This is a genomic window from Cupriavidus sp. GW821-FHT07C08, assembly GCF_059419025.1.
This window is the reverse complement of sequence record NZ_JBWKQZ010000029.1, coordinates 24,675-40,064: the sequence shown is the minus strand read 5'-3', so window position 1 is coordinate 40,064 and position 15,390 is coordinate 24,675. Positions and strand designations below refer to the sequence as shown.

General features: G+C 66.8%; 16 protein-coding genes. 15 read left to right on the top strand and 1 reads right to left on the bottom strand.

Going from position 1 to position 15,390, the window contains the following annotated elements; all coding sequences use genetic code 11:
• Window positions 1-2: 2 nt before the first annotated feature.
• The gene (locus AC07UK_RS29120) at window positions 3-1,079 is read right to left on the bottom strand and encodes an MBL fold metallo-hydrolase (RefSeq protein WP_494686956.1); all 1,077 of its coding nucleotides are present in this window, start codon (window positions 1,077-1,079) and stop codon (window positions 3-5) included.
• A 208-nt stretch (window positions 1,080-1,287) separates the two neighbouring features.
• Here AC07UK_RS29120 and AC07UK_RS29115 point away from each other — a divergent pair, with 208 nt between their 5' ends.
• The 15 genes from AC07UK_RS29115 to AC07UK_RS29045 all read left to right on the top strand — a co-directional run bounded on the left by AC07UK_RS29115 (window position 1,288) and on the right by AC07UK_RS29045 (window position 15,345).
• Window positions 1,288-1,752 (top strand): MerR family transcriptional regulator, encoded by a 465-nt coding sequence (locus tag AC07UK_RS29115; RefSeq protein ID WP_436220601.1) that lies wholly within the window; start codon window positions 1,288-1,290, stop codon window positions 1,750-1,752.
• Window positions 1,753-1,880: 128 nt separating this feature from the next.
• Window positions 1,881-2,357, top strand: coding sequence for a PaaI family thioesterase (locus tag AC07UK_RS29110; RefSeq protein WP_494686957.1), 477 nt, complete (start codon window positions 1,881-1,883; stop codon window positions 2,355-2,357).
• 64 nt (window positions 2,358-2,421) lie between these two features.
• Complete coding sequence (locus tag AC07UK_RS29105) at window positions 2,422-3,603, top strand: isovaleryl-CoA dehydrogenase (RefSeq protein WP_494686958.1); 1,182 nt, start codon at window positions 2,422-2,424, stop codon at window positions 3,601-3,603.
• A gap of 108 nt (window positions 3,604-3,711) precedes the next feature.
• The gene (aceK, locus tag AC07UK_RS29100) at window positions 3,712-5,553 is read left to right on the top strand and encodes a bifunctional isocitrate dehydrogenase kinase/phosphatase (RefSeq protein ID WP_494686959.1); all 1,842 of its coding nucleotides are present in this window, start codon (window positions 3,712-3,714) and stop codon (window positions 5,551-5,553) included.
• Entirely contained in the window at window positions 5,550-6,221 is a 672-nt protein-coding gene (gene can / locus AC07UK_RS29095; RefSeq protein ID WP_035820378.1) for a carbonate dehydratase, read from the top strand. The genes aceK and can overlap by 4 nt, the downstream gene beginning before the upstream one ends.
• Window positions 6,222-6,271: 50 nt before the next feature.
• Entirely contained in the window at window positions 6,272-7,450 is a 1,179-nt protein-coding gene (locus tag AC07UK_RS29090; RefSeq protein ID WP_494686960.1) for an acetyl-CoA C-acetyltransferase, read from the top strand.
• A 95-nt stretch (window positions 7,451-7,545) separates the two neighbouring features.
• The gene (locus tag AC07UK_RS29085; RefSeq protein WP_494686961.1) at window positions 7,546-8,226 is read left to right on the top strand and encodes an SDR family oxidoreductase; all 681 of its coding nucleotides are present in this window, start codon (window positions 7,546-7,548) and stop codon (window positions 8,224-8,226) included.
• Window positions 8,227-8,256: 30 nt separating this feature from the next.
• Window positions 8,257-9,387: an acyl-CoA dehydrogenase family protein gene (locus tag AC07UK_RS29080; protein WP_013955257.1), complete on the top strand. Its 1,131-nt coding sequence runs from the start codon at window positions 8,257-8,259 to the stop codon at window positions 9,385-9,387.
• 87 nt (window positions 9,388-9,474) lie between these two features.
• Window positions 9,475-10,131 carry a 2-hydroxychromene-2-carboxylate isomerase gene (locus AC07UK_RS29075; RefSeq protein WP_494686962.1) on the top strand — a complete coding sequence of 219 codons (657 nt, stop codon included), beginning with the start codon at window positions 9,475-9,477 and terminating at the stop codon, window positions 10,129-10,131.
• A complete protein-coding gene (locus AC07UK_RS29070) occupies window positions 10,128-10,814 on the top strand; it encodes an HAD family hydrolase (RefSeq protein ID WP_013955259.1) in 687 nt (228 codons plus the stop codon). The genes AC07UK_RS29075 and AC07UK_RS29070 overlap by 4 nt, the downstream gene beginning before the upstream one ends.
• Complete coding sequence (locus AC07UK_RS29065; RefSeq protein WP_436220607.1) at window positions 10,811-11,248, top strand: YchJ family protein; 438 nt, start codon at window positions 10,811-10,813, stop codon at window positions 11,246-11,248. Before AC07UK_RS29070 ends, AC07UK_RS29065 begins: the two co-directional genes overlap by 4 nt.
• Window positions 11,245-11,922: a glutathione S-transferase family protein gene (locus AC07UK_RS29060; RefSeq protein WP_035820390.1), complete on the top strand. Its 678-nt coding sequence runs from the start codon at window positions 11,245-11,247 to the stop codon at window positions 11,920-11,922. The genes AC07UK_RS29065 and AC07UK_RS29060 overlap by 4 nt, the downstream gene beginning before the upstream one ends.
• 53 nt (window positions 11,923-11,975) lie before the next feature.
• Window positions 11,976-13,583, top strand: a complete 1,608-nt coding sequence (locus tag AC07UK_RS29055; RefSeq protein ID WP_494686963.1) for a carboxyl transferase domain-containing protein — start codon at window positions 11,976-11,978, stop codon at window positions 13,581-13,583.
• A gap of 42 nt (window positions 13,584-13,625) precedes the next feature.
• Entirely contained in the window at window positions 13,626-14,519 is an 894-nt protein-coding gene (locus AC07UK_RS29050) for a dienelactone hydrolase family protein (RefSeq protein ID WP_436220609.1), read from the top strand.
• Between the two features lie 37 nt (window positions 14,520-14,556).
• Complete coding sequence (locus AC07UK_RS29045; protein WP_436220610.1) at window positions 14,557-15,345, top strand: enoyl-CoA hydratase/isomerase family protein; 789 nt, start codon at window positions 14,557-14,559, stop codon at window positions 15,343-15,345.
• Window positions 15,346-15,390: the final 45 nt, after the last annotated feature.

The following is a 15,390-nucleotide window of genomic DNA, read 5'->3' as shown; positions in this document are numbered from 1 at the left end:
AGTCAGGCCGCGCGGAAGCGGATCACGCCGTCGTCGCCGGTTTCCCGCACCAGCTCGCCGCGGTGCCACAGGCAGTGCAGGTGGGCCAGCGACTCGCCCATGGCGAAGGTCATCTGGTGGATGTCGAACTGGCGCTTGAAGATCACGCTGACGATGTCGTGCGCGCTGCAGCCCTTCTCGCCGCAGGCTTCGAGCGTTTCGGCGAGGCGGTCGGCATGGTGCTCGCGCAGCTGCATGATGCGGGTATGCAGGTTGCGGAAGGGGCGGCCGTGCGAGGGCAGGATCAGCACGTCCTGCGGCAGCGGCTCATACTTGCCGAGCGAATCCAGGTAGAGCTGCAGCGAATTGCCTTCGGGCTCCATGTCGAACACGCTGACATTGGTCGAGATGCGCGGCAGCACCATGTCGCCGGAGATCAGCACATTGGTGGCGGCGTTGTACAGCGCCACGTGCTCGGGCGAATGGCCGAAGCCGGTGATCACGCGCCAGGCCGAGGTCGCCGCATCGGTGCCGATCCGCACCGTGTCGCCTTCCATCATGCGGCGGTACTGCGCCGGCAGGTCCGGCACCAGCGACGGGTAGTAGGTCTTGCGCGCGCGCAGCTTTTCCTGGCTGTCGGCATCGGTCAGGCCGTGCAGCGCGAAGTGCGCGGCGGCGGCGTCGCCGCCCGCGCTGGAGCCGGCACCGGTGCCGCTGCCCATCACGCGCGCGCTCATGTAGTCGCCCAGGCTCATCCACAGCCGCACGCCGAAGCGCTTGCACAGCCAGTGCGCCAGGCCGACGTGGTCGGGGTGGCTGTGCGTCACCAGCACGCGCACCACCGGCAGGCCTTCCAGCTCATTGGCGAAGATGGTCTCCCAGTGGCCCTTGATGATGTCGTTGGTGATGCCGCAGTCGATGATGGTCCAGCCGTCGCGGCCGTCCAGGCGATCGCGCAGCAGCCACAGGTTGATATGGTCGAGCGCGAACGGCAGCGGCATGCGCAGCCAGTAGACGCCGGGGGCGACTTCCTGCTTGGAGCCGGGCTCGGGCATGGTGTCGCCGAACGGGTATTGGAGCTGGTGTTCGAGTGCGTTCATGAGGAGTCTCGTGGTCGAAGCCTGGCGCCAGGGCGCGGGCTTTCTCGTTCTGCCGCCACGCCCGGCCCGAAAGACCTGGGGCGTGAAAGCACCGGTTGCCAGCCGTCCTGGTTGACGCTAACGTAAACGTCAATCATACGGCTCGTTTCCATCTTAAGCGAAAACTTGACTTCACAACGAACGACCGTTCACTTTCTTTGGGCAGGCTATGTCAGCGACGCCAGCGGCGGCTTCCGCCACCTACACCATCACCGACCTTGCGCGTGAATTCGACATCACGCCCCGGGCCATCCGTTTCTATGAGGACCAGGGCCTGCTGTCGCCGGAGCGCGAAGGGCCGGGCGGGCGCAAGCGGGTCTACAACGGCCGTGAACGGACCCGGCTGAAGCTGACACTGCGTGGCAAGAGGTTAGGGCTTACTCTCAATGAGATCCGGGAGATCCTTGATCTCTACGAGTCACCGCGCGACACTGCCCCGCAGCTGGATCGCTTCCTGCACTCGCTGGCGGCGCACCGGCGCACGCTGGAGCGGCAGATGGAAGACCTGCAGGCACAACTGGCCGAGATCGACCAGCATGAGCGGCAGTGCAGGGCCTTGCTGGCCGCGCAGACCGGCAAGCCACAGCCGGCCACGGAAGGCGGCGATGCGCCGGCCCGGACCACCGCCGCCTGAAGCGTCACTTCCCCCGGCATCCGTGCCGGATAGGATTGACGTTTACGTAAACGTCAATAGAATACCCGGACAGCACGCGCAGCCTGTGGCTGCCCGGCGACCCAACGTTTTCACACCGGAACTCCGCCATGACGTCATCCAACGCCAGTGCCGTACCCGCTGAACCAGGATCGCTGCCCGCCGCGCGCGCCGACGCCATCGCCACCAGCTTTTCCCGCCAGGGGCTGATGACCACCTTTGGCGCGACCCTGCGGCGGGTGGACCGCGGCGAGGTCGAGCTGGCGATGCCGTGGTCCGACGGCGTGACCCAGCAGCACGGCTTCTTCCACGGCGGCGCGGTGGGTGCGCTGGCAGACAGCGCCTGTGGCTACGCCGCGCTGACGATGGTGGGCGAAGATGAGGCGGGCCTGACCGCCGAATACAAGATCAACCTGCTGTCCCCCGCCCAGGGCGAACGCCTGGTGGCGGTGGGACGGGTCCTCAAGCCCGGGCGCACGCTGATCGTGGCGCAGGGCGATGTCTATGTCGAGCAGGACGGCCGCCGCAAGCAGGTGGCCACCATGCTGATGACGCTGTGCGTGGTCAAGACACTGGGCCACGTCTGAACTGACGGATCCGGCCACCCATCCGGAACCCGACACACATACCGATTCCAAACAGGAGACCATCATGACCGAACTGCCAGGCCTGAAATTCGATCTGGGCGAAGACATCGAGATGCTGCGCAACTCCGTGCGCGACTGGGCCCAGGCCGAACTGGCCCCGCGCGCCGCTGAAATCGACCGCACCGACCAGTTCCCGATGGATGCCTGGAAGAAGATGGGCGACCTGGGCGTGCTCGGCATCACGGTGGCCGAGGAATACGGCGGCGCCAACATGGGCTACCTGGCGCACATGATCGCGATGGAAGAAATCAGCCGCGCCTCGGCCTCGGTGGGCCTGTCTTACGGCGCGCATTCCAACCTGTGCGTGAACCAGATCCATCGCAACGGCACGCCGGCGCAGAAGGCAAAGTACCTGCCCAAGCTGGTGTCGGGCGAATGGATCGGCGCGCTGGCGATGAGCGAACCCAACGCCGGCTCCGACGTGGTCAGCATGAAGCTGCGCGCGGAGCTCAAGGGCGACCGCTACGTGCTCAACGGCACCAAGATGTGGATCACCAACGGCCCGGACTGCGACGTGCTGGTGGTCTACGCCAAGACCGAGCCCGACCTGGGCGCGCGCGGCATGACCGCATTTATCGTCGAGAAGGGCATGAAGGGCTTCTCGGTGGCGCAGAAGCTGGACAAGCTGGGCATGCGCGGCTCGCACACCGGCGAACTGGTGTTCCAGGACGTGGAAGTGCCGGTCGAGAACATCCTCGGCGCCGAGAACGGCGGCGCCAAGGTGCTGATGAGCGGGCTGGACTACGAGCGCGCGGTGCTGTCGGGCGGACCGGTCGGGATCATGCAGGCGTGCATGGACGTGGTTACCCCGTATATCCACGACCGCAAGCAGTTCGGCCAGAGCATCGGCGAGTTCCAGCTGATCCAGGGCAAGGTGGCGGACATGTACACCACGCTGCAGGCCGCGCGCAGCTACCTGTACACGGTCGGCAAGAACCTGGACGGGCTGGGCAGCGACCACGTGCGCCAGGTGCGCAAGGACTGCGCCGCGGTGATCCTGTACACGGCCGAGAAGGCCACCTGGATGGCGGGCGAGACCGTGCAGATCCTGGGCGGCAACGGCTATATCAATGAATACCCGGCCGGCCGCCTGTGGCGCGACGCCAAGCTGTACGAGATCGGCGCCGGCACTTCGGAGATCCGCCGCATGCTGATTGGCCGCGAGCTGTTCGCGGAAACCATGTAAAGCGCAAGGGGGCGCCGAAATCACCCGGAGCCCCCGCCCGAACCCCATTACAATCTCAGTACCCGTCGCAAGACCTCTCGCAGTATTGCCCCCGGCCCCCGTCGACCCATGTCCCACTTCCCCAAACTGCTCTCCTCGCAGATTGCCTTCGATGTGGCGAGAACGATGCTCGACGGGTTCGACAAGCACTACCGCCTGTTCCGCGAGGTCAGCCACCAGGCCAAGCTCAAGTTCGAGGCCGGCGACTGGCACGGGCTGCAGCAGATCCAGCGCGACCGCATTGCGTTCTACAACGAGCGCGTGCGCGAATCGAGCGTGATCCTGGAAGACGAGTACGACGCCGAGAATATCGAGGACGAGATCTGGCAGCAGATCAAGCTGCACTACATCGGCCTCCTGACCAATCACCACCAGCCCGAGCTGGCCGAGACCTTCTTCAACTCGGTCTGCACGCGCATCCTGCACCGCTCGTACTTCAACAACGATTTCATCTTCGTGCGCCCGGCGATCTCGACCGAGTACATCGAGAACGAGGAATCGCCCACGCGCCCGACCTTCCGCGCCTACTACCCGGGCAGCCGCGAGGGCATGGCCGCGTGCTTCGAGCGCATCGTGCACAACTTCCAGCTGGAGAGCCCGTTCGAGGACCTGCCGCGCGATATCGGCTACGTGGTGCGCGCGGTCAGCGAGCATTTCGGCGACCTGCGCATCGCGCCGAATTTCCAGATCCATACGCTGTCTTCGCTGTTCTTCCGCAACAAGGCGGCCTTCATCATCGGCCGCATCCTGAACGGCGACCACACCTTCCCGCTGGCAATCCCGATCCTGCACGGCCCCTCGGGCAAGCTGATGCTGGACACGGTGCTGCTGAAGAAGGAACAGCTGCTGATCCTGTTCTCGTTCACGCACTCCTACTTCATGGTCGACATGGAGATCCCGTCGGCCTACGTGACCTTCCTGCGCGACATCATGCCGCGCAAGCCGCGCGCGGAGATCTATACCTCGCTGGGTCTGCAGAAGCAGGGCAAGAACCTGTTCTACCGCGACTTCCTGCACCACCTGCAGCATTCGTCGGACAAGTTCATCGTTGCGCCCGGCATCCGCGGGCTGGTGATGCTGGTGTTCACGCTGCCGTCGTACCCGTACGTGTTCAAGGTCATCAGGGACTTTTTCCCGGCGCCCAAGGAAACCACGCGCGAGCTGGTCAAGTCCAAGTACCAGCTGGTCAAGCAGCACGACCGCGTGGGCCGCATGGCGGATACGCTGGAGTACTCCGACGTGGCCTTCCCGCTCTCGCGCTTCGACGATGCGCTGGTGCGCGAGTTCGAGCAGCACGCGCCGTCGATGATCGAATACCAGCGCGGCAAGGACGGCGGCGAAGAGATCGTGGTGCGCCACGTCTATATCGAGCGCCGCATGACGCCGCTGAACATCTATCTGACGGAGGGCTCCGACGCGCAGGTCGAGCACGGCGTGATCGAATACGGCAACGCCGTCAAGGAGCTGATCGCCGCGAACATCTTCCCGGGAGACATGCTGTACAAGAACTTCGGCGTCACGCGCCACGGGCGCGTGGTGTTCTACGACTACGACGAGATCGAATACCTGACCGACTGCAACATCCGCGACGTGCCGCAGCCGCGCAACGAGGAAGAGGAGATGTCGGGCGAGGTCTGGTACACGGTGCGTCCGCACGATATCTTTCCCGAGACCTTCCGCACCTTCCTGCTGGGCGACACGCGCGTGCGCGCGGCGTTCCTGCGCCACCATGCGGACTTTTTCGAACCTGCCATGTGGCAGAGCCACAAGGACCGGCTGCTGGCCGGACATGTTCATGACTTCTTTGCCTATCACAGTTCAGAGCGATTCATTCACCGCTACGGCGAAGCTGGCAGCGCGCAGGGCGCCGCTGCCGTTCCCGATCCTGGTCCCGCAAGGAGGGTCGCATGACTGACGCCATCGCCCAGCTGTTCCGCAACAACCGCGAGTGGGTTGACCGGGTCAACGCCGAAGACCCCACCTTCTTCATGCGCCTGGCCAACCAGCAGGCGCCCGAGTACCTGTGGATCGGCTGCTCCGATTCGCGCGTGCCGGCCAACCAGATCCTGGGCCTGGCCCCGGGCGAGGTGTTCGTCCACCGCAATATCGCCAACGTGATCGCGCACAGCGACCTGAACGCGCTGGCGGTGATCCAGTTCGCGGTAGAGGTGCTCAAGGTGCGCCATATCACCGTGGTGGGCCACTACGGCTGCGGCGGTGTCAAGGTCGCGCTCAAGCGCGAGCGCATCGGCCTGGCCGACAACTGGCTGCGCCATGTGCGCGACGTGGCCGACAAGCACGAGGCCTATCTCGGCACGCTGCTGCGCGAAGACGACGCCCATACCCGGCTGTGCGAGCTCAATGTGATCGAGCAGGTCAACAACGTCTGCCAGACCACCGTGCTCCAGGACGCCTGGACCCGCGGCCAGGCCGTGACTGTGCATGGCTGGGTCTACGGCGTGTCCGACGGCCTGCTGCGCGACCTGGGCATGGCCGCCAGCAGCAACGACGAACTGCACGAGCAGCTGGCCGCGGCCTACCGCCAGTACGGCGATCCGCCGCAGGCGTCGATCCGCTGACCGGCCCCACCCGACACCGCTTCTTCATACACCGATCCAGGAGACCCGACATGGAAGAGATCGTCATCGTTTCAGCCGCCCGCACGCCGATGGCTGCGTTCCAGGGCGAATTCGCCAGCGTCACCGCGCCCCAGCTGGGCGCCGTGGCCATCCGCGCCGCCGTAGAGCGCGCCGGCCTTAAGCCCGAGCAGGTGGAAGAAGTGGTGTTCGGCTGCGTGCTGCCGGCCGGCCAGGGCCAGGCCCCGGCACGCCAGGCCGCGCTGGGCGCGGGCCTGCCGCTGGGCGTGGGCTGCACCACCGTCAACAAGATGTGCGGCTCGGGCATGCGCGCGGCCATGACCGTCTACGACGGGCTGATCGCGGGCTCGTTCGATGTCGCCATTGCCGGCGGCATGGAGAGCATGACCAATGCGCCGTACCTGGTGCCGAAGGGCCGCGGCGGCTACCGCATCGGCCACGGCATGATCTACGACCACATGATGCTGGACGGCCTGGAAGACGCCTATGACAAGGGCCGCGCCATGGGCACCTTCGGCGAGGACTGCGCCGCCAAGTACGGCTTTACGCGCGAGCAGCAGGACGAATTCGCGATGGAAAGCGTGCGCCGTGCGCAGCAGGCCACCGAGAACGGCGACTTCCGCTGGGAGATTGCGCCAGTGACCGTGTCCGGCAAGGGCGGCGACACCGTGATCGACACCGACGAAGGTCCGCGCCGCATCAAGCTCGACAAGATCCCCTCGCTCAAGCCCGCCTTTGCCAAGGACGGCACCATCACCGCGGCCTCGTCGTCGTCCATCAACGATGGCGCCTCGGCGCTGGTGATGATGCGCGCCTCCACCGCGAAGCAGCTCGGCCTGCAGCCGATCGCACGCATGCTGGGCCACACCACCCACGCGCAGGCGCCGGGCTGGTTCACCACCGCACCGGTCGAGGCCATCGCCAAGCTGTACCGCAAGCTGGACTGGACCACCGACAGCGTCGACCTGTTCGAGATCAACGAGGCCTTTGCCGTGGTGCCGATGGCGGCCATGCACGACCTCAAGATCGCGCGCGACAAGGTCAATATCCACGGCGGCGCCTGCGCGCTGGGCCACCCGATCGGCGCCTCGGGCGCACGCATCATGACCACGCTGATCGGCGCGCTGCGCAAGACCGGAGGCAAGCGCGGCGTGGCGAGCCTGTGCATTGGCGGCGGCGAGGCTACCGCGGTCGGTATTGAGATTCTCTGACGTAGTTCTGCGCCCCCTCTCCCTCATAAAGGGGGAGGGGAGCAAAGACCCAGGCAGTTCGCTGAACCCAAGTCGCCAGTCAAAGGAGCACAGCCTTGCCAACCGTCCTGATCCTCGGTGCCTCGCGCGGCATCGGCCTTGAATTCGTGCGCCAGTACCGTGCCGACGGCTGGCGCGTCATCGCGGCGGCGCGTACGCCCGAAGGCGTCGGCGCGCTGCAGGCGCTGGGTGCCGAAGCTCACCAGGTCGACCTGACCGATGCCGGCGCGGTCGCGGGCCTGGGCTGGAAGCTCGACGGCGAAGCCCTCGACGTGGCGATCTACAACGCCGGCGTGCTGGGGCCCCGCACCGAAGGCGCGCAGCCGGTCACGCCGCAGGAATTCGACCGGGTGATGCATGTCAACGTGCTTGGCCCGATGATGGCGCTGCCGCTGCTGCTGCCCTACGTCGAAGCGGGCCAGTCCGGCCACGGCGGGGTGCTGGCGGTGCTGTCCTCGCGCATGGGCAGTATCACCGCGATGGAGCACAGCACCAGCTGGCTGTACCGCGTCAGCAAGGCCGGCGCCAATGCGGCGCTGCGCGCGGTCTCGCTCGATGCGCGCCACGCCACCTGCGTCGCGCTGCACCCGGGCTGGGTCAAGACCGACATGGGCGGCCAGGAAGCCGACCTGACCGTGCAGCAGAGCGTCAAGGGCATGCGCCAGTTGCTGGCCGGCGTCAAGCGGCGCGACAACGGCACCTTCCATAACTACGACGGCACGCCCATCCCCTGGTAAGCGCGCCCGCACACTGATCACCGAACCGACATGCTGCTGACCCCCGAACAGGAAATGATCCGCGACGCCGTGCGCCAGTTCGCGCAGGAAGTGATCGCGCCGCAGGCCGCGCAGTGGGACCGCGACAAGACCTTCCCCAAGGATGTGCACCGCGAGCTGGCGGCGCTGGGCGCCTACGGCGTTGCGGTGCCGGAGGAATACGGCGGCGCCGGCCTGGACTACCTGTCGCTGGCGCTGATCCTGGAAGAGATCGCGGCCGGCGATGGCGGCACCTCCACCGTCATCAGCGTCAACAACTGCCCGGTGTGCAGCATGCTGATGTCGTTCGCCAGCGAGGCGCAGAAGCAGCAGTGGCTGGTGCCGCTGGCGCGCGGCGAGATGCTGGGCGCGTTCTGCCTGACCGAGCCGCACGTGGGCTCGGACGCGTCGGCGCTGCGCACCAGCGCGGTACGCGACGGCGACCACTATGTACTCAACGGCGTCAAGCAGTTCATCACCAGCGGCCAGAACGCCGACGTGGCGATCGTGCTGGCCGTGACCGACAAGGCTGCCGGCAAGCGCGGCATCAGCGCCTTTATCGTGCCGACTTCGACCCCGGGCTACGTGGTGGCGCGGCTGGAAGACAAGCTCGGCCAGCACTCGTCGGACACCGCGCAGATCCTGTTCGAGGACTGCCGCGTGCCGGCGGCCAACCTGCTGGGCGACGAGGGCGGCGGCTACAAGATGGCGCTGTCCGGCCTGGAAGGCGGGCGCATCGGCATCGCCTCGCAGAGCATCGGCATGGCGCGCGCCGCGTTCGAGGCCGCGCTGGCCTATGCCAAGGAGCGCGAGAGCTTCGGCCAGCCGCTGTTCCAGCACCAGGCGGTGCAGTTCCGCCTGGCCGAGATGGCCACCCGCATCGACGTGGCGCGCCAGATGGTGTGGCACGCCGCCGCGCTGCGCGACGCCGGCCGCCCCTGCCTGAAGGAAGCGGCCATGGCCAAGCTCTTTGCCAGCGAGATGGCCGAGCGGGTGTGCTCGGATGCGATCCAGGTGTTTGGCGGCTACGGCTACGTCAGCGACTTCCCGGTGGAGCGCATCTACCGCGACGTGCGCGTGTGCCAGATCTACGAGGGCACCAGCGATATCCAGAAGATCCTGATCGCGCGCGCGCTGGCCTAGCTATGCGCGTACGATGGGGGTGCGGCCGCGAAGGCGGCGCGCCTCCCTGATCCCAGTACCGGCAACCACAACAAGAAGGGCCCCGACATGACCGCAGCGATCGACTTCTACTTTGATTTCTCTTCGCCTTACGGCTACTTTGCCAGTACCCGCATCGACGACCTGGCGCAGAAGTACGGGCGCATCGTTGCCTGGCATCCCATCCTGCTGGGCGTGGTGTTCAAGACCACCGGCGCCTCGCCGCTGCCGCAGCTGCCGCTCAAGGGCGATTATTCGTGGCGCGACTTCGAGCGCACCGCGCGCTTCCACGGCATCGAATACAAGCGCCCCACGCATTTCCCGCTGCCCACCACGCACGCCGCGCGTGCCATGCTGTGGCTGCAGAACCACCACGGCGACGACATCGCCACGGCCTTTGCCAAGTCGGTGTACCGCGCGCTGTTCGTCGACGACATCAATATCGCCGAGCCGGCCGAGATCATGAAGCTGGCCGAGCCGCTGGGCGTGGACGTGCAGGCGCTGGATGCCGGCGCCACCAGCTACCAGATCAAGGACCAGCTCAAGGCCGAGATCGACGTGGCGATGGCCAAGGGCGTGTTCGGCTCGCCCTTCGTCATCATCGACGGCGAGCCGTTCTGGGGCTTCGACCGCTTCGACCAGGTCGAGGCCTACCTGAAGAGCCGCCGCCAGACTGAACTCAGGGCCGTGCCGAGCCTGGACACCAAGGAAAAGAAACCCGCATGACTGCAGCAACCCGTGGCCATTCCGGCCGATTCGATTGCGTGATCTTCGACTGCGACGGCGTGCTTGTCGACAGCGAGCCCATCGTCAACCGCGTGCTCAACCAGATGCTGAACGAGCTTGGCATCGAGATCTCGCTGGAAGACTCCACGCGCCTGTTCCTCGGCCGCGCCGTGCGCGAGGAGCTGGACATGATCGCGCGCATGCGCGGCGCGCCGCTGCCCGAGAACTGGCTGTCGACCTGGCTGGCCCGCCGTAACGCGGTGCTGGAAGCCGAAGTCGTCGCGGTGGCGCATGTGCGCGAGGCGATTGGCAAGATCGCCGCCACCGGCATGCCGGTGTGCGTGGCGTCGGGTGCGGACCGCATCAAGGTCAAGCTGCAACTGACCAGGACCGGCCTGGTCGAGCTGTTCCAGCAGGATGAGCGCGAGCACATCTTCTCCGCCACCGAAGTGGCGCGCAGCAAGCCCGCGCCCGATGTGTACCTGCTGGCCGCGCGCACCATGGGCGTGGAGCCGGCGCGCTGCGCCGTGGTGGAAGACAGCCCGACCGGCGTGACCGCGGGCGTGGCCGCCGGCATGACGGTGTTCGGCTACGCCGAGCGCAACGATGCCGCGCTGCTGCGCGAGGCCGGCGCGGGCACCATCTTCACCGATATGCGCGACCTGCCGGAGCTGGTGGGATGACGGCGAAAGCGGCAGGCCGCCTGGCCAAGGCCGGACCGGTACCGTGCCCGTGCGGCAGCGCGGACTATGCCGCCTGCTGCGGCCGCTTCCATCGTGGCGAGGCACTGCCGCCCAATGCCGAGGCGCTGATGCGCTCGCGCTACAGCGCCTATGTGCTGAACGACATGGAATGGCTGCGGCAGACCTGGCATGCATCGACCTGCCCGGCCGACCTGTTGCCGGATACCGCCACACGCTGGCTGGGGCTTACGGTGAAGGCGCATGCGCAGCAGGACGACACGCATGCCGAAGTGGAATTCGTGGCACGCTACAAGGTAGGCGGGCGCGCCTGGCGGCTGCATGAGCGCAGCCGCTTTGTCTGCGAAGCGCGCGCGCCCGGCGAAGCGCCGCGCTGGCTTTATGTGGATGGGGACATGATCGGGGAGGCACCATGAGCATCGAGAAGCGGAACGAGCCTGAGTACCTGCTGTATTGCTTTGCCCAGTCCGGCAATGCCTACAAGGTGGCGCTGCTGCTGGAAACCGTCGGCGTGCAGCGCGGCCAGCAGCTGTGGCAGCCGCGCTTCGTCGATTTCTTCAATGGCGAGACCCGTACGCCCGAGTACCGCGCCATCAACGTGATGGGCGAGGTGCCGGTGCTGGAGTTCGGCGGCCAGCGCCTGTCGCAGTCCGGTGCCATCCTGGAAACGCTGGCCACGCGCCTCGATGCCTACGGCCCGCGCGACGAGGCCGAGCGCGCCGAGGTGCTGCGCTGGCTGCTGTTCGACAACCACAAGTTCACCTCCTACACCGCGACCTACCGCTTCATGCGCAACTTCGCCAGGTCGCCGGACCCGGCCGTGCTGGAGTTCTTCCGCGCGCGCTGCGAAGGCGCGTGGAACGTGCTCAACGCGCACCTGGCCGGGCGAGCATTCCTGCTGGGCGAGCGCGCCACCATCGCGGACTTCTCGCTGGCGGGCTACGTCTTCTTCGACGACGAGATCGGCGTGCACTGGCGCAAGGAGTATCCGCATATCCACGCCTGGGCCGAGCGCATCCGTGCGCTGCCGGGATGGAAGCATCCCTATGACCTGATGCCGGGGCACCCGCTGCCCAGGCACGCAGGCTGAGTCTGGCCGCTGGCAGGACGGCGAAAACCAATATCAAGCAGGAAGAGACACAGATGCCCACCCTGGAAACCAAACTCAACGCCCGCTCCGAATCCTTCAAGGCCAACGCTGAGTCGATGCAGGCCCTGGTGGCCGACCTCAAGGCCAGGATCGCGAAGCTGGCTGAAGGCGGCGGCGAAGACGCGCGCAACAAGCACCTGTCGCGCGGCAAGCTGCTGCCGCGCGAGCGCGTGCAGCAGCTGCTGGATCCGGGCACCCCGTTCCTGGAGCTGTCGCAGCTGGCCGCGTACGACATGTACGACAATGCCGCGCCGGGCGCGGGCATCATCACCGGCATCGGCCGCGTGGCCGGGCAGGAGTGCGTGATCGTCTGCAATGACGCCACCGTCAAGGGCGGCACCTACTACCCGATGACGGTCAAGAAGCATGTGCGCGCGCAGGAGATCGCCGAGGAGAACAACCTGCCGTGCATCTACCTGGTGGATTCCGGCGGCGCCAACCTGCCCAACCAGGACGATGTGTTCCCCGACCGCGACCACTTCGGCCGCATCTTCTACAACCAGGCCAACCTGTCCAAGCGGGGCATCCCGCAGATCGCGGTGGTGATGGGATCGTGCACCGCCGGCGGCGCCTACGTGCCCGCGATGAGCGACGAGTCCATCATCGTCAAGAACCAGGGCACCATCTTCCTGGGCGGCCCGCCGCTGGTGAAGGCCGCGACCGGCGAGGAGGTCAGCGCCGAAGACCTGGGTGGCGCCGACGTGCATACGCGCCTGTCGGGCGTGGCTGACTACTTCGCGCAGAACGACCACCACGCGCTGTCGCTGGCGCGCAATATCGTGCAGCACCTGAACCGGCGCAAGCCGGACCAGATCCGCCTGCACGAGCCGGTCGAGCCGCTGTACCCGGTGCAAGAACTCTACGGCGTGATCCCGACCGACACGCGCAAGCCCTATGACGTGCGCGAGGTGATCGCGCGCCTGGTCGACGGCTCCGAGTTCGACGAGTTCAAGGCGCGCTACGGCACCACGCTGGTGTGCGGGTTCGCGCGCATCTGGGGCTACCCGGTCGGCATCGTCGCCAACAACGGCATCCTGTTCTCCGAGTCGGCCCTCAAGGGCGCGCACTTTATCGAGCTGTGCTGCCAGCGCAAGATCCCGCTGGTGTTCCTGCAGAACATCACCGGCTTCATGGTCGGCCGCAAGTACGAGAACGAAGGCATCGCCCGCAACGGCGCCAAGATGGTGACCGCCGTGGCCACCGCGCAGGTGCCCAAGTTCACCGTGATCATCGGCGGCTCGTTCGGCGCGGGCAACTACGGCATGTGCGGGCGCGCCTATTCGCCGCGCTTCCTGTGGATGTGGCCGAACGCGCGCATCTCGGTGATGGGCGGCGAACAGGCCGCCAGCGTGCTGGCGACGGTGCGCCGCGACGGCATCGAGGGCAAGGGTGGCAAGTGGAGCGCGCAAGAGGAAGAGGCGTTCAAGCAGCCGATCCGCGACCAGTACGAGCACCAGGGCCATCCGTACTACGCCAGTGCACGCCTGTGGGACGACGGCGTGATCGACCCGGCGCAGACCCGCACCGTGCTGGGCCTGGGTCTTTCCGCCAGCCTGAATGCACCGATCGACGAGATGAAGTTCGGCGTGTTCCGCATGTAATTGCGGCCACGCCACTACTGCCCCATTACCGCCTTCCACCCCATGCGCAGCGTCGCCCGCCTGCTTTGCAGCCTAGCCCTGGTTACGGCGTTCGCCATGCTGGCGCCGCTGTGCGGGCATGCGCAGACTGCGAACGGAAACGGCAAAGCTGCGCGCATGCGCTTCCAGGAGCAGGTGGTGATGCTGCCCAAGGCGGCGATCCCGTCGCGCATCGACCTGGAAGCCACGGTATTCAAGCCGGCTGGCGACGGGCCGTTCCCGCTGGTGGTGATCAACCACGGCAAGGCGCCGGGCCGGCCCGTCATGCAGGGGCGCGCGCGCTTTCCGGCGCAGAGCCTGGAATTCCTGCGCCGCGGCTATGCCGTGGTGCTGCCGATGCGGCAGGGTTTTGCGCGCTCGGGTGGCGCCTATGTGGGCGGTAGCTGCGACATCGAGACCAACGGCATGATGCAGGCCGACGATGTCGTCGCCACGCTCGACTTCATGGCCACCCAGCCCTATGTGGACATGGAGCGCATTGTCGTGATCGGCCAGTCGCACGGGGGCCTGACCACGATGGCGTTCAGCACCATCGGCTATCCGGGCGTGCTGGGCGTGGTCAATTTTGCGGGCGGGCTGCGCAACCTGAACTGCCCGGACTGGGAAGAGCGCCTGGTGGATGCCTTTGCCAGCTACGGCAGCCTGGCGCGCTACCCGTCGCTGTGGGTGTACGGCGACAACGACAGCTACTGGCCGGTGCCCTTGCCCGGCCGCATGTTCAATGCCTTCAAGGCGCGCGCCACCGGTCCCGCGGCTCAATCACGGCTGGTGGACGTGGGCGAGTTCGGCAACGACTCGCATCGCGTCTTCAGCGCGCGTGAAGGCATCCCGGTGTGGTTGCCGGAAGTCGGCAACTTCTTCCGCTCGCTGGGCCTGCCGTTCGACGCCGGCACCTGAACCGCACCAGACAACTTATCCGCCAACGGAGCGAACCATGGAATTCACCGCACTGACCGTCAATATCGCCAGCCACGTCGCCACCGTCACGCTGAACCGGCCCGATGTGCGCAACGCCTTCAACGAGACCGTGATCGCCGAGCTGACCGGCGCCTTCCGCGCGCTGGGCGACATGGACGAGGTGCGCGCCATCGTGCTGGCCGGCAGCGGCCCGGCCTTCTGCGCCGGCGCCGACCTGAACTGGATGAAGAAGATGGCGGGCTATTCGGACGACCAGAACCGCGCCGATGCGCTGACCCTGGCGCAGATGCTGCACACCATCTGGTCGTGCCCGCGCCCGGTGATCGCGCGCATCCAGGGCGACACCTACGCCGGCGGCATGGGCCTGGTGGCCGCGTGCGATATCGCGGTGGCCGCCGAGCACGCGCACTTCTGCCTGTCCGAGGCGCGCCTGGGCCTGCTGCCCGCCACCATCAGCCCGTATGTGATCCGCGCGCTGGGCGAGCAGGCCGCACGCCGCTACTTCATCACCGCCGAGCGTTTCGACGCCGCCGAGGCGCTGCGCCTGGGCTTTGTGCATACGGTGGTGCCGGCCGAGGCCCTGGACGCCAAGGTTGCCGAACTGGCGACCGCGCTGGTGGCCAACAGCCCGAACGCCGTGCGCGAAAGCAAGCGGCTGGTGCAGGACATCGCCGGGCGCGTGATCGACAACGATTTGCTGGCCGATACCGCGGACCGGATTGCGAAGATCCGGGCGTCGGACGAGGGGCGTGAAGGGGTGAAGTCCTTCCTGGAGAAGCGCTCGCCGTCATGGCGCCCCGCTTGAGTCACACGTCCGGCCTGCCGCAGTGAAAAAAGACTGCTGGCAGGT

Bases quoted from the DNA above. Each gene is read 5' to 3' on its own strand.
- AC07UK_RS29115 (WP_436220601.1), top strand. From the start codon at position 1,288: ATGTCAGCGACGCCAGCGGCGGCTTCCGCCACCTACACCATCACCGAC.
- AC07UK_RS29070 (WP_013955259.1), top strand. From the start codon at position 10,128: ATGACTGCAGCAACCCGTGGCCATTCCGGCCGATTCGATTGCGTGATC.
- aceK (WP_494686959.1), top strand. From the start codon at position 3,712: ATGTCCCACTTCCCCAAACTGCTCTCCTCGCAGATTGCCTTCGATGTG.
- AC07UK_RS29105 (WP_494686958.1), top strand. From the start codon at position 2,422: ATGACCGAACTGCCAGGCCTGAAATTCGATCTGGGCGAAGACATCGAG.
- AC07UK_RS29045 (WP_436220610.1), top strand. From the start codon at position 14,557: ATGGAATTCACCGCACTGACCGTCAATATCGCCAGCCACGTCGCCACC.
- AC07UK_RS29075 (WP_494686962.1), top strand. From the start codon at position 9,475: ATGACCGCAGCGATCGACTTCTACTTTGATTTCTCTTCGCCTTACGGC.
- AC07UK_RS29055 (WP_494686963.1), top strand. From the start codon at position 11,976: ATGCCCACCCTGGAAACCAAACTCAACGCCCGCTCCGAATCCTTCAAG.
- AC07UK_RS29110 (WP_494686957.1), top strand. From the start codon at position 1,881: ATGACGTCATCCAACGCCAGTGCCGTACCCGCTGAACCAGGATCGCTG.
- AC07UK_RS29120 (WP_494686956.1), bottom strand. From the start codon at position 1,079: ATGAACGCACTCGAACACCAGCTCCAATACCCGTTCGGCGACACCATG.
- AC07UK_RS29080 (WP_013955257.1), top strand. From the start codon at position 8,257: ATGCTGCTGACCCCCGAACAGGAAATGATCCGCGACGCCGTGCGCCAG.
- AC07UK_RS29060 (WP_035820390.1), top strand. From the start codon at position 11,245: ATGAGCATCGAGAAGCGGAACGAGCCTGAGTACCTGCTGTATTGCTTT.
- AC07UK_RS29065 (WP_436220607.1), top strand. From the start codon at position 10,811: ATGACGGCGAAAGCGGCAGGCCGCCTGGCCAAGGCCGGACCGGTACCG.
- AC07UK_RS29090 (WP_494686960.1), top strand. From the start codon at position 6,272: ATGGAAGAGATCGTCATCGTTTCAGCCGCCCGCACGCCGATGGCTGCG.
- AC07UK_RS29050 (WP_436220609.1), top strand. From the start codon at position 13,626: ATGCGCAGCGTCGCCCGCCTGCTTTGCAGCCTAGCCCTGGTTACGGCG.
- can (WP_035820378.1), top strand. From the start codon at position 5,550: ATGACTGACGCCATCGCCCAGCTGTTCCGCAACAACCGCGAGTGGGTT.